The sequence below is a fragment of the Chryseobacterium sp. Leaf405 genome, assembly GCF_001425355.1.
Lineage (GTDB): Bacteria > Bacteroidota > Bacteroidia > Flavobacteriales > Weeksellaceae > Chryseobacterium.
Genome location: NZ_LMQN01000015.1, coordinates 430,540 through 451,201, shown reverse-complemented (window position 1 = coordinate 451,201; position 20,662 = coordinate 430,540). Strand labels below are relative to the sequence as shown.

Annotated in this window: 21 protein-coding genes and 1 other RNA gene; 11 read left to right on the top strand and 11 right to left on the bottom strand. The window is 33.4% G+C overall.

Features of this window, described 5'->3' with window-relative positions:
• Window positions 1–30: 30 nt before the first annotated feature.
• On the top strand, window positions 31–921 hold the full coding sequence (locus ASG22_RS11895) for a DUF72 domain-containing protein (RefSeq protein WP_055984611.1): 891 nt from the start codon (window positions 31–33) through the stop codon (window positions 919–921).
• A 185-nt stretch (window positions 922–1,106) separates the two neighbouring features.
• Window positions 1,107–1,337, top strand: coding sequence for a hypothetical protein (locus ASG22_RS11890; RefSeq protein ID WP_055984608.1), 231 nt, complete (start codon window positions 1,107–1,109; stop codon window positions 1,335–1,337).
• Between the two features lie 24 nt (window positions 1,338–1,361).
• Here the strand turns inward: ASG22_RS11890 and ASG22_RS11885 are convergent, their stop codons facing one another.
• The 7 genes from ASG22_RS11885 to ASG22_RS11855 form a co-directional block, all read right to left on the bottom strand.
• The gene (locus ASG22_RS11885) at window positions 1,362–1,955 is read right to left on the bottom strand and encodes a hypothetical protein (protein ID WP_082505004.1); all 594 of its coding nucleotides are present in this window, start codon (window positions 1,953–1,955) and stop codon (window positions 1,362–1,364) included.
• Between the two features lie 38 nt (window positions 1,956–1,993).
• Window positions 1,994–2,638: an HD domain-containing protein gene (locus ASG22_RS11880; protein WP_055984603.1), complete on the bottom strand. Its 645-nt coding sequence runs from the start codon at window positions 2,636–2,638 to the stop codon at window positions 1,994–1,996.
• Entirely contained in the window at window positions 2,639–3,478 is an 840-nt protein-coding gene (locus ASG22_RS11875; protein ID WP_055984601.1) for an alpha/beta fold hydrolase, read from the bottom strand.
• A 91-nt stretch (window positions 3,479–3,569) separates the two neighbouring features.
• On the bottom strand, window positions 3,570–4,457 hold the full coding sequence (locus tag ASG22_RS11870) for a ribokinase (RefSeq protein WP_055984599.1): 888 nt from the start codon (window positions 4,455–4,457) through the stop codon (window positions 3,570–3,572).
• A gap of 84 nt (window positions 4,458–4,541) precedes the next feature.
• Complete coding sequence (locus tag ASG22_RS11865) at window positions 4,542–5,177, bottom strand: DUF4241 domain-containing protein (RefSeq protein ID WP_055984597.1); 636 nt, start codon at window positions 5,175–5,177, stop codon at window positions 4,542–4,544.
• A 106-nt stretch (window positions 5,178–5,283) separates the two neighbouring features.
• The gene (locus ASG22_RS11860) at window positions 5,284–5,793 is read right to left on the bottom strand and encodes a DUF3592 domain-containing protein (RefSeq protein WP_055984594.1); all 510 of its coding nucleotides are present in this window, start codon (window positions 5,791–5,793) and stop codon (window positions 5,284–5,286) included.
• A 2-nt stretch (window positions 5,794–5,795) separates the two neighbouring features.
• The gene (locus ASG22_RS11855; RefSeq protein ID WP_055984589.1) at window positions 5,796–8,411 is read right to left on the bottom strand and encodes a valine--tRNA ligase; all 2,616 of its coding nucleotides are present in this window, start codon (window positions 8,409–8,411) and stop codon (window positions 5,796–5,798) included.
• 128 nt (window positions 8,412–8,539) lie between these two features.
• On the opposite strand from ASG22_RS11855, the gene ASG22_RS11850 reads away from it, so the two are divergent.
• The 4 genes from ASG22_RS11850 to ASG22_RS11835 all read left to right on the top strand — a co-directional run bounded on the left by ASG22_RS11850 (window position 8,540) and on the right by ASG22_RS11835 (window position 11,218).
• Window positions 8,540–9,028, top strand: a complete 489-nt coding sequence (locus ASG22_RS11850; protein ID WP_055984586.1) for a DUF1573 domain-containing protein — start codon at window positions 8,540–8,542, stop codon at window positions 9,026–9,028.
• Between the two features lie 130 nt (window positions 9,029–9,158).
• On the top strand, window positions 9,159–10,028 hold the full coding sequence (locus ASG22_RS11845; RefSeq protein ID WP_055984584.1) for a polyphosphate kinase 2 family protein: 870 nt from the start codon (window positions 9,159–9,161) through the stop codon (window positions 10,026–10,028).
• A gap of 150 nt (window positions 10,029–10,178) precedes the next feature.
• Window positions 10,179–10,556 (top strand): hypothetical protein, encoded by a 378-nt coding sequence (locus ASG22_RS11840; RefSeq protein ID WP_055984581.1) that lies wholly within the window; start codon window positions 10,179–10,181, stop codon window positions 10,554–10,556.
• Between the two features lie 98 nt (window positions 10,557–10,654).
• Window positions 10,655–11,218, top strand: coding sequence for a hypothetical protein (locus ASG22_RS11835; RefSeq protein WP_055984578.1), 564 nt, complete (start codon window positions 10,655–10,657; stop codon window positions 11,216–11,218).
• Between the two features lie 60 nt (window positions 11,219–11,278).
• Here ASG22_RS11835 and rnpB read toward each other — a convergent pair.
• Window positions 11,279–11,602: RNase P RNA component class A (rnpB, locus tag ASG22_RS15850), an RNA gene on the bottom strand.
• 169 nt (window positions 11,603–11,771) lie between these two features.
• Between rnpB and ASG22_RS11830 the strand changes: the two genes are divergently transcribed.
• Genes ASG22_RS11830 through ASG22_RS11820 form a run of 3 tightly spaced genes read left to right on the top strand, consistent with a single transcriptional unit; the run spans window position 11,772 to window position 14,610 of the window.
• Complete coding sequence (locus tag ASG22_RS11830; RefSeq protein WP_055984576.1) at window positions 11,772–12,263, top strand: RNA polymerase sigma factor; 492 nt, start codon at window positions 11,772–11,774, stop codon at window positions 12,261–12,263.
• Window positions 12,256–12,930, top strand: coding sequence for a hypothetical protein (locus ASG22_RS11825; RefSeq protein WP_055984574.1), 675 nt, complete (start codon window positions 12,256–12,258; stop codon window positions 12,928–12,930). The genes ASG22_RS11830 and ASG22_RS11825 overlap by 8 nt, the downstream gene beginning before the upstream one ends.
• A 57-nt stretch (window positions 12,931–12,987) precedes the next feature.
• Window positions 12,988–14,610, top strand: coding sequence for an AMP-binding protein (locus tag ASG22_RS11820; protein WP_055984571.1), 1,623 nt, complete (start codon window positions 12,988–12,990; stop codon window positions 14,608–14,610).
• A gap of 48 nt (window positions 14,611–14,658) precedes the next feature.
• Here ASG22_RS11820 and rpoN read toward each other — a convergent pair whose 3' ends face one another.
• From rpoN to ASG22_RS11805, 3 genes are all read right to left on the bottom strand, one after another.
• Window positions 14,659–16,122 (bottom strand): RNA polymerase factor sigma-54, encoded by a 1,464-nt coding sequence (gene rpoN, locus ASG22_RS11815; RefSeq protein ID WP_055984568.1) that lies wholly within the window; start codon window positions 16,120–16,122, stop codon window positions 14,659–14,661.
• 470 nt (window positions 16,123–16,592) lie between these two features.
• On the bottom strand, window positions 16,593–18,041 hold the full coding sequence (gene asnS / locus ASG22_RS11810) for an asparagine--tRNA ligase (protein ID WP_055984565.1): 1,449 nt from the start codon (window positions 18,039–18,041) through the stop codon (window positions 16,593–16,595).
• A 135-nt stretch (window positions 18,042–18,176) separates the two neighbouring features.
• Window positions 18,177–18,776: a CDP-alcohol phosphatidyltransferase family protein gene (locus ASG22_RS11805; protein ID WP_055986793.1), complete on the bottom strand. Its 600-nt coding sequence runs from the start codon at window positions 18,774–18,776 to the stop codon at window positions 18,177–18,179.
• Between the two features lie 126 nt (window positions 18,777–18,902).
• Here ASG22_RS11805 and ASG22_RS11800 point away from each other — a divergent pair, with 126 nt between their 5' ends.
• Both ASG22_RS11800 and ASG22_RS11795 read left to right on the top strand, forming a co-directional pair.
• The gene (locus ASG22_RS11800; protein WP_055984562.1) at window positions 18,903–19,829 is read left to right on the top strand and encodes a hypothetical protein; all 927 of its coding nucleotides are present in this window, start codon (window positions 18,903–18,905) and stop codon (window positions 19,827–19,829) included.
• Window position 19,830: 1 nt separating this feature from the next.
• A complete protein-coding gene (locus ASG22_RS11795; RefSeq protein WP_055984561.1) occupies window positions 19,831–20,631 on the top strand; it encodes a helix-turn-helix domain-containing protein in 801 nt (266 codons plus the stop codon).
• Window positions 20,632–20,662: the final 31 nt, after the last annotated feature.

Below are 20,662 nucleotides of genomic sequence, written 5' to 3'. Positions count from 1 at the left end.
TTTAAACAGTTTAATCCAAAAAAGTAAGATATGAAATTCGGACAAGTAGAAGATCCTTCACAAATAGATTTTACATTACCCAAAGATCATCCTAAAACAAAGGAAATTTTAAAGCAAAATAAAAAAGGCTTGAAAAATATTTCTATCGGATGTGCAAAATGGAATAAAACTGATCTTAAAGGATTTTACCCGAAAGGAACAAAAGACGAACTCACGTATTACGCAACACAATTTAATTCTATTGAGCTGAATGCCACTTTCTACGGAATGCCAAGCGCCGCACAGGTTCTTACATGGAAAGAAAAAACTCCGGCAGATTTTAAATTCTTCCCAAAAATTCCCAATACGGTTTCCCATTTCAGAAGATTATTGAATATTGATGATGTGGTAACACAATTTGCTTCAGCAGTTTTGAATTTTGATGAGAAATTAGGAATGGTTTTTTTGCAGCTTCATGACAATTTTAAGCCAAAAGATTATGAAAGACTGGAAAAATTTGTCAAAAACTGGCCCAAAGAAGTTCCGTTAGCCATTGAGCTGAGAAATACGGAATGGTTTACAGATGAAGAAATTTTAGATAAAACCTGTCAGCTTTTTGAGGACAACAATATTACCAATATCATCGTAGATACTGCCGGAAGAAGAGATATGCTTCACATGAGACTGACGACTCCCAACGCTTTTATCCGATACGTAGGAGCCAATGCAGAAAGTGATTACGAAAGACTGGATGACTGGATGAATCATCTTACAAAATGGAAAGAAGAAGGACTGCAGAATCTCTACTTTTTTGTACATCAGAATATTGAAAAAGCTTCTCCTTTATTGTCTGCCTATTTCATTCAAAAAATGAATGATGAATGGAAAACTGACATCTTGATACCAAAAATGGCGACTGAAAACACAGGAACGCTATTTTAACATTTAGTAATATTTAAATTTATTCACTATATGGTGTAATAATTTTTAATAAAAAATACAATTTTAACAAAAAAATTTCAATTTAAAGGCTGGAAAAAAAATTAGCCTCAATCTCTTTTTCACATTGCATAAATCATTACATTAGATAGTACAGTAATTGATAAACTTTAAAAACAAAAATGCAAATGGAAAAAGAAATTTGTACAATCAGCATTACAACTAATTGGCTTGCTGATGAATATACTTTTTATGAAAATAATACCATAAAAAGAGTGTATGACAAAAACAGTATGAGTTCGAATCATACTGAATGGCTTGAGCCCAAACAGATCAGCAAACAAAATAAGGACAAACTCATAAGAAATTGTCCGGAAGAATGTAAGGAAAAAGTTATGTTAGTTTTAGATTATCCTTAAAAGTGACATAAAAACTGAAAAAAATTATCTTTTTTTCCTGATTAAAAGAACAAGATTTAAGAAAAGCAGAAGAAAATCCAGTGTGATCCAAATGGCATTTTTTGTGTTTTGGTAATTGTATTCGTCGATCTGCTTTTTGGCAATATCAGAAAGTTTTACACTTTGATTGATGTAATTTTTAACCTCAATCATCTGATCGATATTCTTGTTTGGAAGAGAATGTTGGGAAAAATAGACAAGATTTTTCTTTCCAAGGTAACCGGCAATCCAATATTCATCAGACTTATCCATCTTTAAATATTGAATTCTGAAATATTCCGGGCGAATTTTCCCGATGTGCTGGGTTTCCAAAATCTTATCAGCTTCCGGATCATTTAGATTAATAACATAAAAATCTAAAGGTTGCGGAAGCTTATTAATAATCTGCAATGCCACCGAATCCTCCACAATGCTCACCAAGCTTTTCTTAATAAACCAATAGGTAAATATAGAAATTGCAAAAACTACGGTGACTACAGGGAATATTTTTGCCCATTCCCGTCCTTTTTTCGCCTTTACTTTAAACAAAAACAAAGAAATAAGAAGTGCGACAAAAATTATATACACGATGAACATCATACTGCAAAGATATAGATTTGTAAATCTACGGGCGAATGTTAATCAACATTCCATTCTTTGTAAAACTGATCAAGAAATTTCAGCATAAAATCGTGTCTTTCAGAGGCAATTTCTTTTCCTTTTTCGGTATTCATCAACTCTTTCAGCAACAACAGTTTTTCATAGAAATGATTAATCGTTGTTCCGTTTGATTTTTTGTATTCATCTTTCGACATATTCAGTTTTGGTTCAATGGTCGGATCATACATCAGATTATTTTTGAAACCTCCAAAATTGAACGTTCTCGCCACGCCGATGGCACCAATTGCATCAATTCTGTCAGCGTCCTGAACAATTTTCAGTTCTATCGGAAGATTTTGAGTAACTTCTCCCCTGTTTTTAAACGAAATATTTTTAATAATAAATAAAACCTGCTCGATCAAATCTTCTGAAGCATTCTGACTTTCCAGAAATTCTCTTGAAACTTTTAATGCTAATGTTTCATCACCATTATGAAATTTTGGATCTGCAATATCGTGAAGCAATGCTGCCAATTCAACAACTTCCTGATTACAATTTTCTGTCTCGGCAATCTTTTTAGACAGTTTCCAGACTCTCTCTATGTGAAACCAGTCGTGTCCTGCTTCTGCGCCTTCCAGTTTTTCCTTTACAAATTCTACTGTTTTTTCGATCAGATTCTTCATTTATATCAATTCGTTTAAAATAATATTCCAGAGTTTTTTATTGTAGCTTCTAAAAAAATTAACATGACCAATTTGTCCTTTTTCCGACTCAGAAGTTTTAATTAATCTGTAGGTTGGTTTCAGATTCGGATAAGTGTCATTTAACAGACTTCTCACTCCTTTTTCTGTTAACCAAACATCATCTTCTGCCCGAATGACAAATACTTTTTGGGTTAAAATTTTAGAATAATCATCAATTTTCTCCAACAAACTGTTGGTTGATTTCCTGTTTAAAATTAAGGTTCTCCAGTCATATGCGCAATTTTTCGGCAGACTTTCTCCGAGCCCGAACCAATTTCCCGGGAAATATCCTAACAATGCGGTAATTACAGGCTGGGCAATCCCAAAACCGAGATACGCTTCAATTTTTGTTCTGAATTTTAAATTTCCTACAAAAGCATTTTGAGTTCCTACAAAAATAAACTCTTCAAACATTTCAGAATCTTTGTTCATTCCTAAAATTAAAGCTCCAACGGAATGTCCTAAACAATATTTCTGGTAATCATTAAAATTAATCTTAATATAATCCGTTACCGTTTTATAATCTTCAGATCCCCAGATTCTCATAGAAGCTTTAAAACCTTTCATATTTTTCGGTTTTGAAAGCCCGATTCCACGATAATCGTAGGTAATAACCGTAAATCCATGTTCAGCAAAATATTGGGCAAAAGAGAAATAAATCTGCTGCTTTACACCCGTTGCAGAATTGATGAGCAAAAGTTTATTGTTACTTCTTTCAGGCAAAAAAAGATGGCAAATGATCGAAATTTGATCCCGAGTTGTAAGCATTAACTTCTCCATAATACAAAAGAAAAAATCCACTATAAAAGTGGAAATTTTAGTGATAACTTTATGCTATGTTTTACTTTTTCGATATGTGGCAAATAGCTTATTAAATAAAATCTGAGATTCTTGGCAAACCTGTCTGCGAACCCTTTTTACCTGAAACTCTTGCAGAAACTTCATTTCCGAAATTCACACATTCTTCAATAGAATTTTTGTGGCATAACGCAATCGAGAAACCTGTGGTAAATGCATCTCCCATTCCCATTGTCTGCACCGTTTTTTCTTTATCATGTCTGCAGTATTTCATTTCAGTTCCATCAAAATATACTGTGGAATTCACATCATCTCTTACAAAAACTTTGTTGAAATATTTTTTAAGAATAACTTCTCGCTGATCTTCACCAAAAATAATATGAAGCTCACTGCTTTTTGCAATAATAAAATCTATATTGTCAAGAATATCGTCACCTAAGGGTTGCGCAGGAGAAGCATACAATCCTACCTTTTTACCGTATTTTTTAGCTTTTTTAACAGCATATCTGATTACCTCAATTGAAACTTCCAACTGAAGAAGAACAAGATCTGTTGTATGAAAATACTTATCCGCAGCTTCTACATGTTCTATACTCAGGTAATTGTTGGCAGCAGGAACCACAACAATCCCAGAACTTCCGTCAGCAGTTGTCACATAAGCCGTCCCCGTAGATTCCTGATCCGTTTCGAAAACAAAACCTACGTTTACATTTTCACTTACCATATTTCTCATGATCTGCTGACCGAGAGGATCCATCCCGACACAACCCACAAAAAAAACACTAGCTCCCAATCTTGCAGCGCCAACAGCCTGATTTGCCCCTTTTCCTCCAAAATAACTTTCAGAATTATAGGCAATAACAGTTTCACCTGCACATGGCACTTTTTCGGTTTCTAAGATAAGATCAATTGATGAGCTTCCTACAACGATAATTTTCGGTTGTTCTGATGAGAAATTCATTGTGTTTTAGTATTAGTTTTAATTATTTGTGATTCTCACAAATTTATAGTACGGTAAATACGTTTCAAAAATAATTAACTTTAATTAACTAATCTCGATAAATTCCGTGACCATCTTCACTGGCGAATTGTTTTTATCATAAGCAATATAACTTGCGTAAAAACCTTCTCCGTATCCTGTTTCAAAAGCAAAAATAGTTCCAGGATGTTCTTCTGATGGTTTCAGAAAAGCATATTGATCGATTGCTCCGTTTTCATCAAAGAAATGTTCATGAAAGAATTCTTCATAAATCCCCATAAAATCTGCTCCTTTGCTATGATACAGCTTTTGTTCAAGTTCATTAAGGCTGTTTTGAGTATCAACATCCATTAAGCAACCCATTCCGCTTTCTACAGGGTATCCGAAAATTTCACCAGAAGCCAGATCTTTTACATTTTGTCCGGCAGTTGTTGCCAATTTCCAATCTGAAATTTCTGAATTACTGAAAATAACTTCGGCGTATGCCACGCAGTTGCTTTCTTTTTCTTTATGAAGCAAAACAGAAAAACTCCCTTTTGGAAAATCGATCGCAAAAGGCAGCATATCATTCGTGATCAAAGGATCACAAGCGATAAGCCTTCCGCTTGAAAGATAAAGTTTCCCCACTTCGAAGCTTTCCAATAAAGGATTTTCAACGAAGTTTCTTGAGAATAGTTTTTTTATATTTTCTATATGTTTCATTTTTATTTTTTTAGGCTGAAGTTAAATATGCACTTAACCTCAGCCTTTAATTTATCAAATTTTTTAACGTCTAATTTTAGCTTAAAAAGATACTTGAATCTTAATACTATCTGACAATATGAGCGACATTCGGTGATGATTTTGAATATTGAATTTTTATCTCCTCACCTACATAATATTTTTCAAATTCTCTTTCAGTAACATATTCACTTGCCTGCACCTTTTGTCCGTCTTCCGTAATAAATTCTATTTTAATTTCAGCAGAAGAACTTCTTCTACTTCTGCGAATTTTCCCATCAATAATTTTTCCGGTTGTTATCAAGGAATTATTATTTAGTTCATTAGACTCCTGACTAACCTGATAGTAGATAATTCCGCCGGATACTATGAAAAAGAAGATAATTAATCCAAAAACAATAAATCCGAACGCCTCACTTTCCCGAATATTTTTAAAGCTGAAAAGAAATATCCCTAACGATATTGTAATGGCTGCTCCAAAAAACATGGTTAATGCAATTAAATATTCTGATAAAATACTTAAAGGCAAAACAACTATAATTACAACAATAAGTATAATTGCCGCAGCTCCGATTATTCGTCTCTTTATATCCGTCATTATTACAGACTTTTCAGCTTTTCTTCTAAAATTGCAATTTTGTCGATAGCATCTTTTTGTTTTTTACGCTCCACTTCTACAACTTCCGGTTTTGCGTTGACAACAAATTTCTCGTTAGACAATTTTTTATCCACAGAAATTAAGAACCCTTTTAAATATTTCAATTCTTCTTCAGTCTTGATTTTTTCTTCTCCCAAATCTAAGTTTTCACTTAAAGGAATTGAAACTTCTGTCGCACCAACTAAGAAAGTAAAACTCGGCTTATCCGTTTTTATTCCAAAATGAATATCAGAAACGTTAGCTAATTTTTTAATAACAGATTCGTTAGCAAATTCTGAAGCATTCGTGAAAATTTCAACAGTTTCTTTTGGAGAAATTCCTTTTGTCTGACGGTAATTTCTAACTCCTGAAATCACTTCCGATGCCGTTTCGAAGTTTTTAATAATATCCTCACTAAAGCCTTCTGCTTTTTTCTGCTGAGAAATCATTAAAGCCTCTTCAATTTTTCTTTCTGAAATTGTCTGCCAGATTTCTTCTGACTGGAAAGGCATAAAAGGATGAACTAACTTCATCAATTCTTCAAAAAGTTCAACTGTTTTGTTATAAACTTCTTTAGAAATACCTTCCCCATAATTTGGCTTAATCGCTTCAAGATAAGATCCGCAGAAATCGTCCCAGATTAATTTATAAATCAAATGTAGAGCATCAGAAATTCTGAATTTTTCAAACTGACCGTCAATCTCAACAATCGTTTTATTTAATTTATTCTCAAACCATTCTATTGCCTGATTATCTGTAGAATTTGCAGGTTTATCCTCATGATTCCACATATTGATCAAACGGAAAGCGCTCCAGATTTTCGTCATGAAATTTCTTCCCTGAAGCATTAAATCTTCATCAAAAAGAAGATCGTTTCCAGCTGCGGAACTTAATAAAATACCAACACGAACTCCATCAGCACCATATTTGTCCATCAATTCCAGCGGATCCGGTGAATTTCCTAAGGATTTTGACATCTTTCTTCGCTGCTTATCTCTTACAATTCCTGTGAAATAAACATTTTTGAACGGAACTTCTTTTCTATATTCCAAACCAGCCATAATCATTCTGGCAACCCAGAAGAAAATGATATCCGGACCTGTTACCAAATCGGAAGTTGGATAATAATAATTAATGTCTTTATTTTGAGGGTCATTTAATCCATCGAAAACCGACATTGGCCACAACCATGATGAAAACCAGGTATCTAAAGCGTCTTCGTCTTGTTTTAAGTTGTCGGTTGTTAGTTGTTGGTTGTTGGTTTTTTGCTTCGCAAGTTCTAATGCTTGCTCAATATTTTCTGCAACTACAAAATCATTTTCGCCATCTCCGTAATAGAAAGCAGGAATTTGTTGTCCCCACCATAATTGACGGGAAATATTCCAGTCACGGATGTTTTCCATCCAGTATTTGTAGGTATTTTTAAACTTTTCAGGATAAAATTTCACCTCATCATCCATTACAACATCCAAAGCCGGTTTTGCAATTTCAGACATTTTCAAAAACCACTGAACAGAAACTTTAGGTTCGATAACCGCACCTGTTCTTTCAGATGTTCCTACTTTATTTACATAATCTTCTGCTTTCAGCAAAAGATCTTTTTCTTCTAATTCTTTTGCAATCTGCTTTCTTACATCAAATCTGTTTTTTCCTGCATAATGCTGTCCGTAATCATTCAAATTACCGTCATCATCCAAAGAATCAATCATCTGAAGATTATGCTTTTGACCGATTTCGTAGTCATTAACATCGTGTGCAGGCGTAATTTTCAAAGCACCCGTTCCGAATTCAATATCAACATATTCGTCTTCAATAATCGGAACAACTCTGTTTACAATAGGAACAATTACATTTTTACCTTTCAGATGAGCATATCGCTCATCATTTGGATTGATACAAACCGCTGTATCTCCGAAAATCGTTTCAGGACGTGTAGTAGCCACCGAAAGGAATTCTTCTGTCCCTTCAATTTTATATTTTAGGAAATACAGCTTTCCGTTTTGCTCTTTAAATATAACTTCTTCGTCAGAAATATTGGTTTTCGCTTCCGGATCCCAGTTTACCATTCTGTATCCTCTGTAAATCAAACCTTTATTATACAAATCAACAAAAGATTTGATTACCTGCTGAGAAAGAGACTCTTCCATCGTGAAACGGGTTCTGTCCCAGTCACAAGAACAACCTAACTTTTTCAGCTGCTCAAGGATGGTTCCTCCGTATTTGTCGGTCCATTCCCAAGCGTGCTTTAAAAATTCTTCTCTTGTAATATCAGATTTATTAATTCCTTCAGACTTCAGTTTGGCAACAACTTTCGCTTCTGTAGCAATTGAAGCGTGATCTGTTCCCGGAACCCAACAAGCATTGAAACCCTGCATTCTTGCACGGCGGACCAGAACATCCTGAATGGTATTGTTAAGCATATGCCCCATGTGCAAGATCCCCGTAACGTTTGGCGGAGGAATTACAATGGTGTAAGGCGGCTTTTCATTTGGCTCTGAATGGAAGTATTTGTTTTCCAACCAGTAATTGTACCACTTCTGTTCTGTTTCCTGTGGATTGTACTTTTCTGAAATCTGCATAAATTCTGTTACTTTAATTACAATTTGCAAAAATAGTCTAAAGAAAAAAAATTTTAAGTATGAATTAAAATAATTTTTAACTTTGTTTTTCAAAATTTATCTAACAACATATTTAATTATTTAAGAATATGAAAAAATTAATCGCAGGAATTGCTTTATTCGGAACATTCGCATTGGCATCTGCACAAACTATCACATTCGACAAAACTACTTTTGACTACGGAACAATAAAGCCAAGCTCAGACGGTACTAGATTTTTCACAATAACAAATACAGGTGATAAGCCATTGGTATTGTCCAATGTAAAAGCATCTTGTGGATGTACAACTCCAGAATGGAGCACAGACCCTGTAATGCCTGGAAAATCTGCAAAGATCAAAGTTGGATATAACACTGCAATCAATGGTGGTTTCAACAAAATGATCGAAGTATTTTCTAACGACCCTACGAACAGCAGAAGTGTAATCTACATCAAAGGAAATGTAGATGCGAACGCTCCTGAACCAAAGCCATTAACTCCGGAAGAGTTGAAAGCTAAAGCAAAAGCTGATAAAGCTGCAGACAAAGAAGCTAAAAAGGCTGCGAAGAAAGCTGCAAAACTAGCTGAGAAAAAGTAAATCTCTACAAAAGAATAAAGAAACCGTCTCTATCGAGGCGGTTTTTTTGTTATATTTATGTTGATGTAAGTATTAAACTTAATATTACAACCAATTTACAGTAAACTTTAATCTCAAATTATTTAACAATATGAATACTGATTTCTCAGACGACTTTTTAATTAAAGGAAAATTTTCCATAAAAAAAACTTCTACTAAATACGAAGGAAAACTTACCAAAGAAGAAGGTGCACAGATATTAATTCAGGAAAAGGAAAAACTTCGTGAACTTCAGGAAAAATTATATGCTGACGGAAGCAAATCTCTATTAGTCGTTCTTCAGGCAATGGATGCAGCGGGAAAAGACAGTATGATAGAACACGTTTTCGGAGGAGTAAACCCGCAAGGCTGTAATGTGACAAGCTTTAAAACGCCAAGTTCGAAGGAATATTCTCATGATTTTTTATGGCGACATTATCTGGCATTACCCCAAAAAGGGATGATCGGGATTTTCAACCGTTCGCATTATGAAAGTGTATTAGTTTGTAAAGTTCATCCTGAATATAATTTAAGTGAAAAAACATGGAATTCAGTAAAGGATTTTGATGCCAAATTCTGGGAAAACCGTTATGAAAGCATTAGAAATTTTGAAAAACATCTGACCCAGAACGGAACAACGATCGTAAAGATTTTTCTGAATGTTTCTAAAGATGAACAAAAGGAAAGACTTTTAGACAGAATCAACGAACAGGAAAAAAACTGGAAATTCTCGTCAGCTGACCTTCCTGAAAGAGCACTATTTGATCAATACATGGAATGTTACGAAACAGCAATCAATGAAACATCAAAGGATTATGCGCCTTGGTATGTGTTACCGGCAGATAATAAATGGTTTGCGAGAATGGCTGCCATTCAGATTATTATTGATGTTTTAGAAAAAATGGATTTGAAATATCCTAAACTTTCTGAAGAAGAAAAAAAGAATCTTCAAGATTCAAAAAACATACTTGAAAGTGAATAAGATTAAATAGTTTTGAATTTCATAGTTAAAATCTCTTGATTGTTTTTTAAATAAAATACACTACACAGTGAAAAATATTAATTATGTATCGAATAATTTCTTACATTTATTAAAAATTAAGTTTAACCAACCAATCATTACATTTTAACTATGAAAAAACAGTTATTACTAGCAGCCTTTGCTATTTTAGGCTTATCTTCTTGTACAAATGAAAGTAATATGGTAAATACTGCTGAGAGTATGAAAACTATTGAAATGCAGAATTATGATAAAGCTTTCAGAAGTCTTGGAGATCCACAAAATCGCCCTACCGAAGAAGAAAAAAAGAGTAAAACAACCGAATTGAGTGACCGTAGAAAAGCATTGCTGCTTCCTGCATCCAGAGCTCTGATCCTTTCAACAGGTGTTACTGAATCACAGTTGATGAGACAAACCAACGGTGACACGAGTGCTATCATTATCTGGGCAACTAAAATATATCTGCAAAAAAACAATGAAATAGCAGGTAAGATTAAGTCTCAAAATTAATTCATCAGACTACAAATTCGTTTTAATATAGCTGTAAATAACTTTACAACTTTATATTGATTTTATTCTTTAATAATTATTAATTCAAAACTATTAATATGAAAAAAACAGTATCAGCCTTACTTTTATTATTAGGAGCTATGTACTATTCACAAAGTTCGATCTTCGTTTTTAATAATCAAAACCCACATTTTGATGCCGTAGGAAGATTCTTCGCAGGAAATATCGTTCCAGGTAATCCTGTTGCCATGTTTGCATCACCTAACGCTTCTTACGGAACATATACAATGCCTTCTGGAATCTATCACAAATATATCACTTTCGATACCACTGGAGGAACTGGCAATATTATGGATATTGACACATGGAATGTGAGCGATTATCTAAATCCCAGCAATTCTGGACCATATGCATATAATGATTCCTATATTACTACAGACATGAATCCAAATAATGAATGGGCAGGTTTTATCTTTTGGCTGCAGGATGTATCTTCCGGAAATACATACGATTATTTTCAAGTCGGCAACCCTTCTGTTGCTTCTAATATAGGATTTACGGTAAACACATCTCAAACTGGCGCAACTACAGGAGTATTTTCAGATTGGTATACCATAACTTCAGGATCAGATCAAATAACTTTCTTTACAATTTATCCATAGAAAAAGCGGAGAATAATCTCCGCTTTTTTATTTTCATTTTCATAAAGATAATTCAGAAAAATCACGAGAAAATCTGTAAGCCGGATTTTGTACTTCCAAAGAAGTGCCTGTTATTTATCTACGTCGTACATTACTGTAAAACTTGAGCTGATTACCCCTCGGCTTTCAGAGCGAGCAACTCCTATTTTCATTGCTGAAAAGAACCGATATACTTATCATTGCACCCCAAAGAGTTTACCTGGTTTCACTACAGCCGAACTGTACATACTTTCTGTTGCACTTGTCCTACCCTCGCGGGTGACGGATGTTATCCGCTTTGATGCTCTATGGTGTCCGGACTTTCCTACCCTTACCGAAATAAGAATCAACAAGCCGACTTTCTCGTGGCTGCAAAGATAAGAAATTGCTTGTGATAAAAGTGAATTGTAAATAGTCAATTCACTTTATTATCAATTTAAAGTTTTTAAAAATAAAATTCACCATTCGCTTATGAAGTAAAATTCACAATTGACTTATTATTATTATCTTCGTGCAACAAAATTACACCTCTACATTGGCTTCAAAGGAAAAAGAATTTGCGCAGCTTATAAAGGATAATCAGGGATTGATTATCAAGGTTTCGCGTCTTTACACAAATTCTTTGGAGGACGAGGAAGATCTTTTCCAGGAAATTGTACTGCAGTTGTGGAGAAGTTACGGTTCTTTCAAAGGAAATTCTAAAATTTCTACATGGATGTATCGTGTTGCCCTAAACACAGCTATTACTCTTTTCAGAAAAAAAAGCAAAAGCCTGCCAACGAATGAGTTGGATATTAATCATGCAGATTTTATCGAAGATGATGATGAAAAACAACAGCAGGTATCACTTTTGTATACAGTAATAAAGACACTTCCGAATGTGGAAAGAGCAATAGTAATGATGTATCTGGACGATTTGCCCTACAAGGATATTGCAGAAAACCTCGGGATTACCGAGGTAAACGCACGTGTGAAAATGAACAGATTAAAAAAAATCCTTAAAGAAAAGATGGAAAAATATGCCTGATTTTGATTTAGACAGCTTTAAGAAAACATGGCAGGAACAGCCTGTTCAAGAGAAATACGACAACAGTGAGATCCTTGAGATGCTGAATAAAAAGTCACGCAATTATGTGAAATATATTTTCTGGATCAGTGTGGCAGAATTTGTATTCTTTTCTATTTTAGGATTATTTTATGTTATCCAGGGAAAAGAATCAAACAGCTTCATGAGTATTTTGGAAAAATTGGGCGCAAGAAAAACGACAGAGCTTGAAGGTTCTTTAGACAATATTTATGTTGTCTTAAAAATTATGAGTCTGTCTATTACCGCTTATTTTGTTTATAAATTTTATCAAAATTATAAGAAGATAAGAATTGAGGAAAACCTAAAAAAATTAATCCTTAAAATTATCGAGTTTAAGAAAACTGTGAATGCTTTTATCTTAATTAATATTCTTTTATTAATAGCGTTTACTTCTGTTTTTACTGTATTTATATTCTATGTCTTAAATACTCAACATATTGAAGTGACTAATTCTACCCTTACAGGTTTTATCATTGGAATAATCATCAGTACCGCTGTGGCAATACTTTTAATCTGGCTTTACTACAAACTTGTTTATGGAATTATTATGAGAAAATTAGACAAAAACTTAAAACAGCTGAAAGACATAGATTCTCAGGAGTTCTGATATAAAAATAAACGGTTCAGTATATTATGATTAAATTTATCTATCCAAATCTTTTTTATGCAATTATCTTACGTTCACGGAGCTTCCGACATTCCATTATTAGGTGAAACAATTGGAAATAATTTAAAACAAACCGCTGAAAAATTTCCAAATCAGGAAGCATTAATTTGTGTTCATCAAAATTACAGAGCGACATATCAGGAATTTTATAATCAAACCACTGCTGTTGCGAAAGCTTTGATTTTCCTTGGAGCAAAATCAGGAGAGCGAATCGGAATTTGGTCTACCAACCGTTACGAATGGGTTTTATTACAATATGCAACCGCAAGAATCGGGGTTATCTTAGTCAATATCAACCCTGCATACAGAACCAGCGAACTGATTTTCGTGATCAACCAATCCGAAATGTCACATATTTTTTCTTGTTTAAAATTTAAATCAAGTGATTATAAAAAGATGATTGCTGATGCGAGAGAATTTTGTACCACTTTAAAATCAGAAGTATTCTTTGATGATAATTGGGAAGAATTTTTGAATAACGGACAGGAAATTTCAGACGATACTTTACACAGTTTTGAAGAGCATGTTCAGTTCGATGATCCTGTGAACATTCAATATACATCGGGAACAACAGGATTTCCCAAAGGCGTTACACTTTCTCATCATAATATTTTAAATAACGGATATTTTATCGGAGTAAGACTAAAATATACCGAAAAAGACAGAGTCTGTATTCCCGTTCCTTTTTATCACTGTTTCGGAATGGTAATCGGAAATATATGCTGTACAGCTCACGGCGCCTGCATGGTAATTCCTAATGACAGTTTTGATCCTGATATTACTTTAAAAGTCGTTTCCGACGAAAAATGTACATCATTATACGGAGTTCCTACGATGTTTATCGCTGAATTGGCTGTAAAAGATTTTGATACGTTTGATTTTTCAAATTTAAGAACTGGTGTGATGGCAGGTTCGGTTTGTCCGCCAGAAATCATGAAAAAGGTCGAAAACTTAATGAACATTAAAGAAATGAGCATCTGCTACGGAATGACCGAAACTTCTCCCGTATCAACTCAAACATTGATTGGAACTCCATTTGAAAAACAAGTGAATACAGTCGGAACTGTTCAAAATCATTTGGAAATAAAAATCATCGACGAAACCGGAAAAATTGTTGAACGTGGCGAGCATGGAGAATTATGTACCAGAGGTTATTCCGTCATGTTGAAATATTGGAACGATCCTGAAAATACAAAAAAAGTTCTCGACGACGGACGATGGATGCACACAGGAGATCTTGCGGTAATGGATGAAGAAGGTTATTTTACGATTTCCGGAAGAATAAAAGATTTGATTATTCGTGGAGGTGAAAATATTTCCCCGAAAGAAATTGAGGACTTTTTATATACTTATCCTAATATTTTGGATGTTCAGATCATTGGTGTTCCAAGTGAAAAATTCGGGGAAGAAGTAATGGCTTGGGTGAAAGTAAGAAAAGGATTTAACGTAACTGAAGAAGAACTTGTAGACTATTGCAAAGGCAGAATTGCGCATTATAAAGTTCCGAAATACTGGAAATTTGTAGATGAATTTCCAATGACGATTTCAGGGAAAATAAGAAAAGTAGAAATGAGAGAAGTTTCTATGAAAGAATTAGGCTTGGAGAAATTGAATCAATAATAAATAATAATAAAAAAGCATTTCAAATTGAAATGCTTTTTTATTATTTTAAAGTTCTTTTCTTAATCTAGCAACCGGAATATTCAGCTGTTCACGATATTTTGCAATCGTTCTTCTTGCAATATTATAGCCCTGTTCTTTTAAAATTACCACTAAAGCATCGTCCGTCAGTGGTTTCCTTTTATTTTCTTTATCTATAACTTCCTGAAGATGCGTTTTAATTTCTTTCGTAGAAACCTCCTCACCATCATCATTTGTTAAACTATCTGAAAATAAATCTTTCAAGTAAACGATTCCGTTTGGTGTGTCGGCGTATTTGCTTTTTACAACTCTTGAAATTGTAGAAATATCAAAACCTGTAATATCAGCAATATCCTTTAAAATCATCGGTTTTAATGACTTTTCATCTCCTGTAATAAAATAATTTTTCTGAAATTTCACAATAGCATTGATGGTTTGCAGTAAAGTATTCTGACGCTGATTAATAGCATCGATATACCATTTTGCCGCATCCAGTTTTTGCTTAATGAATAAAGCAGCCTGCTTATGTTCAGAAGATTTTTTATCATGAGAATAGGTTGTCAGAATATCTTTATATTCTTCAGAAACCCTTAACGTCGGTGCATTTTTACTGTTCAGCATTGGAATTACCTGACCATCTTTCACCTGCAACACAAAATCCGGAATAATCTCCTGGTTAATTGTAATTGTCTGAGTATCAAAGTTACCACCAACCTTTGGAGATAATTTTGAAATCTCTTCTAAAGCATCTTTCAGATCTTCTTCTTCAATATCATATTTCTGGATAATCTTATTATAATGCTTATTCGTTAAAGCATCAAACTGATATCTCAAAATATTGGCAGCTAAAGAAACAGCTTTATCTGAACTCACTTTTTTCTCGATCTGTAAAAGAAGGCATTCCTGCAAACCTCTCGCTCCCACTCCCGGCGGATCTAATTTCTGAACATAATTTTCCAGAATATCCTCTACATTTTCTTTTGTTGTGTAAATTCCTTGTGAAAAAGCAAGATCATCAACAATAGATTTGATTTCTCTTCTTAAATATCCGTCAGTATCAAGATTTCCGATAAGATATTCAGCAATCTTAATATCTTCTTTATTGATATTGGCAAGATGGATTTGCTCTAAGAGATAATCATACAAAGACTGCCCTTCCGTTAAAAGGCTTTCATTGTCAAATTCCTCATCATCAGAAGAATAATTACTGGATGCCGTTTTATAGTTCGGTTCATCGTCGTAAATATATTGATCTACATCAAAATCAGTTTCGATACTTTCTGTGCCTTCACTTTCATAAGAGTCTTCAAGAGCAGCGTAATCATCTTCTTTAGATTCTTCCTTTGCGATCTCTAATGCAGGGTTTTCCTCCAATTCACGTTCCAATTCTTCTTCGAATTCCAATGTATGAAGCTGGATCAACTTCATAAGCTGTATTTGTTGAGGCGCAAGCTTCTGTCCTAATTTAAGCTGTAAATGTTGTCTAAGCATAGCATTATTGGTGTTTTTAACATTTCATATTTCTACGAAATTAGTGAAAAAATTCGACAAAAAAATATTTTAGCACGATTTTTGCTTTATAGTTGTTACAATAAACTATTTTAAATAAACAAAAAAGCCTTAAATCATTATTTTTAAGGCTTTTTTAATGCTTTACAGATGCTTGTTTTCAGGATTATTCTATTCTCGTAAAACGCAAGAATTTTAATAATGTATGATTAAATCTGTAATAAAGTCAGAAATTTTTATTACTTAAAATATATTCCACTCCCGCTATTTCTGATGTAATACCAGTATTAGGATTTTAGAAATTAATTCAATTCTTTCAAAATAACTTTCAGTAAATTGATTTGATTTTCATTTCTGTATATATTGTGATTGTGCTAATCTCAATAATTTTAATAAAAAAATCCTTCTCATAAAAATGAGAAGGATTCTATATAATTTATAACTAAAGTTTTTTAAAACTCAGCATTTTTCGGTGTTCTTGGGAAAGGAATTACGTCTCTGATATTCGTCATTCCTGTTACGAAAAGAACTAATCTTTCTAATCCTAATCCAAATCCTGCATGCGGAACAGAACCGAATTTTCTAGTGTCTAAATACCACCAAAGTTCGTGCTCATCAACATGCATCTCTGCCATCTTCTGTTTTAAAACATCCAATCTTGCTTCTCTCTCAGAACCACCGATAATTTCACCGATTCCCGGGAAAAGCACGTCCATTGCCGCAACCGTTTTATTGTCATCGTTCAGTTTCATGTAGAATGCTTTGATTTCTTTTGGATAATCAAACAATACTACAGGACTTTCGAAATGTTTTTCAACCAAAAATCTTTCATGCTCAGACTGAAGATCGGTTCCCCAACTTTCAACCGGATACTGGAATTTTCCTTTCTTATTTTCTTTAGAGTTCATTAAGATCTCAATCGCTTCTGTATAACTTACACGTTTGAAACGTTTGGCAATTACATTTTCTAATTTCTCAATAAGACCTTCTTTTGCTCTGTCTTTTTCAGGTTTTGATTTTTGCTCTTCTTCAAAACGTTTGTCTAAGAACTCTAAATCATCTTTACAGTTATCCAATACATATTGAATCACATATTTCAGGAAATCTTCTGCCAAATCGATATTGTCTTCAAGATTATTGAAAGCAACTTCCGGCTCAATCATCCAGAATTCTGCCAGGTGACGTGTTGTGTTAGAATTTTCTGCACGGAAAGTCGGTCCGAAAGTATAAATTCTTCCCAATCCCATGGCTGCAGTTTCTCCCTCAAGCTGTCCTGAAACTGTTAAGTTTGTTTTTTTACCGAAGAAATCCTGTGCAAAATCAATTTCACCTTCTTCCGTTTTTGGAATATTGTTTAAATCAAAGTTAGTAACGCCAAACATTTCTCCAGCACCTTCTGCATCAGCTCCTGTTACAATCGGCGTGTTGATGTAAAAGAACTGGTTTTGGTTAAAGAATGAATGCACCGCAAAACTTACTGCGTGACGTACTCTGAAAACTGCTCCGAATAAATTTGTTCTGAATCTTAAATGCGCCTGATCTCTCAATGTCTCCAATGAGTGTTTTTTAGGCTGAAGAATCGTTTTATCTCTGTCTTCGGTAAAGTTATCTCCTAAAATAATGATTTTTTTAGCTACAATTTCAACAGCCTGCCCAGCTCCCTGGCTCTCTACCACTTCACCAACGATTTTCAAAGAAGAGGCAGTACTTATTTTATTGATAATTTCTTCGTCAAAATTTTCGAAATCAACAACGATTTGCAAATTATTAATTGTAGAACCATCATTAAGTGCAATAAAGCGATTCGCACGGAACGTTCTTACCCAACCGTAAACCGTAATATCATGATGTAATACTTTTTTGTAATCCTGTAGGATTTCCTTAATTGTCTGCTTTTTCATTTGTCGATGATAAATTTTTATATAAAAATTAATGAGTGCAAAGTTACAAAAAAACAGCGCAATTTGATGATTACGCTGTCTTTTTACAAAATCATTTATCAATTATTTAATGAAAAACTATGCTTTAAATATGACTTAATTAAAGAAAATTGACTTTTTTCTCTGCTTTCCGTTTCTGATTTTCCAGGCATGATAACAACTTGGAACATCGTATTGCCATTTCGGAAGTATTAAAATAATCAGAATAACATCAATATGAGAAACAAATCCCAAGATTACGGTTACATAAAATGCCCAACCTGCCTGTTGAAATCCTATTAAACTGGTAAAAGCAACCAACAAACTCAAACCCCACATTTTTGATAAAAAAGCATGAGTACAGGTTTCTTTTCCGAATTTTATCCAACTTATAATGTAACAAAGTGCTTCCATGACGAAAATTAAAAGAATTCCCTGCCATTCATTTTTTATCAATTCAGGATTTAGAAAATGCGCCGCAAATCCTAATGAAAGCCAGAAAATTAAGTCGGTCTGACTGTCTAATCTTCTTAATTTTTCTGATGAAATTCCAACTTTTCGGGCAATAATTCCGTCGAAAATATCCGTTAATAATCCAAAATACATTAAACTTAAAATTAAAAATCGGGAATCTTCACCTCTGAAATAGGCTAAAGAAATAATAACCGGTGCCAAGATGAATCTTACAGCAATTAAGATATATGGTATTGTTTTCATAAGATATATTAAAACTCTCATAGCAAATAGTTTAAAATTATTCATCAAAATTATCTGCGGAAAGCACAAAATTAAATGTGAAAAAAAATTAAAATAAATAACTACATTTGTGAAAATCACAAAATTATGCATCAGGAACGTTTGCTTAAAGAAATTCGAAAAAAAATTGGCAACAAATCTTTGAACGACGAAATTTCCAATATCCTCAATATAAGCTATGATGCAGCGCACAGAAGAACTTCTTCGAAGGCAAAATTCAGTTTTGAAGAAGCGTTGGAACTGGCAAAATATTATCAGATTTCGCTTAATCAGTTTATCACCTCAGATCAACAAATTGTTGTACAAAAAACTTCGGCAGTTACCCAAACAGAAGATTTACAGTCATTTTTTCAAAATAATCTCAGTATTTTTGAAAACTTACCACTTGCTGATGGTATGACGATTTATTATTCTGCGAAAGACATTCCGTTTTTTTATACCCTTTCAGATACCTTGCTTTCCCGTTTCAAAATTTATGTCTGGATGAATTTGTTGAATGCAAAACAGGTTTTTATTCCTTTTCTGCAATTTTCCGCTCCTCATTTCGAAACAAATACAAAAGAATTAAAGAAAAAATATGAAGAACAAAATGTTGTGGAATTGTGGAATGACATGACCGTTTCAAGTATCTTGCAGCAGATTTTATTTTATTATGAAACCGGACTTTTACAAAAAAATGAAGCAAAAATTATTCTGGATGAACTTAAAGAATTAATAGAATATATTGAACAGAAAACAGAAAGCAATCTGAAATTTCGTCTGTATGAAAATGAACTGATGCATCTTTCCAATGACATCTTTTTTCATCATCAGAAACAATCGCTTTTCGCCATACCTACCAATATGTTTGGTTATATTCTGATTAATGATGCCAAAACCTGCAGCGAAACACTGAATTATTTTGAACATCAGATTAAAAATTCAAAATCATTAAATACCTCTGGAAATCGGGACAGAAAAATATTTTTCAATAAAATGTACCAGCAGATTGAAATTGTAAACCAAAAACTATAGTATGAGAAACCTTCGTAATGGTGAATTTTTCGGACAGACTAATAAAACCCTCCATTTCGACGGTTTGACTATTACCGATACAGAATATACGCATCCTTTTGTCGATTGGCATTATCATGAAAATCCCTATTTCACTTTCCTGTTGCAGGGAAATATGACGGAAGGAAATAAAAAAGAAACCTACGACTGTTCAGCCGGAACATTATTGTATCATCATTGGGAAGATGCACATTACAACATAAAACCAGATATTTTTACACGAGGTTTTCACATTGAAGTCACAGAAAATTGGTTTGAAAAATTTCAAGTTTCAAAAGCTCAAATTGAAGGAAGTTTCAAGATTAAGAATCCTGATTTAAAATTATTGACGTATCAGATTTTTAAAGAAACCAAATTGAATGATGCTTCTTTTGAATTAGTGATCAATCAACTCTTATTGAATATTTATGATCAATTATCCAATCAAAAAAACGAATCTGAAAAGAAGCCGACTTGGGTAAAACAAATTGACGAAATCTTGCATGAAAATTTCACAGAAAAACTAAGTTTAACAGAACTTTCAAAAACTTTAGATATTCATCCTATGCATTTGAGCAGGGATTTTCATAAATATTTTCAATGCAACTTAGGCGAATATGTAAGAAAATTAAAAGTTGAGAAATCGTTGAAAATCTTAAATGAATACGAGTCTTTATCAGAAGTTGCCTTCGAGTGTGGATTTTCAGACCAAAGTCATTTTATCCGTTGCTTTAAAGAAAGCATTGGGATTACCCCTTTGAAATATAGGAAGATTTTGAAGTAGTTGTGATTTGCAGATCTTATAAATTCCATAA

What these genes read in the sequence shown, in the direction of transcription:
- ASG22_RS11795 (WP_055984561.1), top strand. Translation starts at nt 19,831, where the DNA reads ATGAGAAACCTTCGTAATGGTGAATTTTTCGGACAGACTAATAAAACC.
- ASG22_RS11885 (WP_082505004.1), bottom strand. Translation starts at nt 1,955, where the DNA reads ATGATGTTCATCGTGTATATAATTTTTGTCGCACTTCTTATTTCTTTG.
- ASG22_RS11840 (WP_055984581.1), top strand. Translation starts at nt 10,179, where the DNA reads ATGAAAAAACAGTTATTACTAGCAGCCTTTGCTATTTTAGGCTTATCT.
- ASG22_RS11845 (WP_055984584.1), top strand. Translation starts at nt 9,159, where the DNA reads ATGAATACTGATTTCTCAGACGACTTTTTAATTAAAGGAAAATTTTCC.
- ASG22_RS11850 (WP_055984586.1), top strand. Translation starts at nt 8,540, where the DNA reads ATGAAAAAATTAATCGCAGGAATTGCTTTATTCGGAACATTCGCATTG.
- ASG22_RS11880 (WP_055984603.1), bottom strand. Translation starts at nt 2,638, where the DNA reads ATGAAGAATCTGATCGAAAAAACAGTAGAATTTGTAAAGGAAAAACTG.
- ASG22_RS11820 (WP_055984571.1), top strand. Translation starts at nt 12,988, where the DNA reads ATGCAATTATCTTACGTTCACGGAGCTTCCGACATTCCATTATTAGGT.
- ASG22_RS11895 (WP_055984611.1), top strand. Translation starts at nt 31, where the DNA reads ATGAAATTCGGACAAGTAGAAGATCCTTCACAAATAGATTTTACATTA.
- ASG22_RS11800 (WP_055984562.1), top strand. Translation starts at nt 18,903, where the DNA reads ATGCATCAGGAACGTTTGCTTAAAGAAATTCGAAAAAAAATTGGCAAC.
- ASG22_RS11890 (WP_055984608.1), top strand. Translation starts at nt 1,107, where the DNA reads ATGGAAAAAGAAATTTGTACAATCAGCATTACAACTAATTGGCTTGCT.
- asnS (WP_055984565.1), bottom strand. Translation starts at nt 18,041, where the DNA reads ATGAAAAAGCAGACAATTAAGGAAATCCTACAGGATTACAAAAAAGTA.
- ASG22_RS11835 (WP_055984578.1), top strand. Translation starts at nt 10,655, where the DNA reads ATGAAAAAAACAGTATCAGCCTTACTTTTATTATTAGGAGCTATGTAC.
- ASG22_RS11870 (WP_055984599.1), bottom strand. Translation starts at nt 4,457, where the DNA reads ATGAATTTCTCATCAGAACAACCGAAAATTATCGTTGTAGGAAGCTCA.
- ASG22_RS11860 (WP_055984594.1), bottom strand. Translation starts at nt 5,793, where the DNA reads ATGACGGATATAAAGAGACGAATAATCGGAGCTGCGGCAATTATACTT.
- ASG22_RS11875 (WP_055984601.1), bottom strand. Translation starts at nt 3,478, where the DNA reads ATGGAGAAGTTAATGCTTACAACTCGGGATCAAATTTCGATCATTTGC.
- rpoN (WP_055984568.1), bottom strand. Translation starts at nt 16,122, where the DNA reads ATGCTTAGACAACATTTACAGCTTAAATTAGGACAGAAGCTTGCGCCT.
- ASG22_RS11865 (WP_055984597.1), bottom strand. Translation starts at nt 5,177, where the DNA reads ATGAAACATATAGAAAATATAAAAAAACTATTCTCAAGAAACTTCGTT.
- ASG22_RS11805 (WP_055986793.1), bottom strand. Translation starts at nt 18,776, where the DNA reads ATGAAAACAATACCATATATCTTAATTGCTGTAAGATTCATCTTGGCA.
- ASG22_RS11855 (WP_055984589.1), bottom strand. Translation starts at nt 8,411, where the DNA reads ATGCAGATTTCAGAAAAGTACAATCCACAGGAAACAGAACAGAAGTGG.
- ASG22_RS11825 (WP_055984574.1), top strand. Translation starts at nt 12,256, where the DNA reads ATGCCTGATTTTGATTTAGACAGCTTTAAGAAAACATGGCAGGAACAG.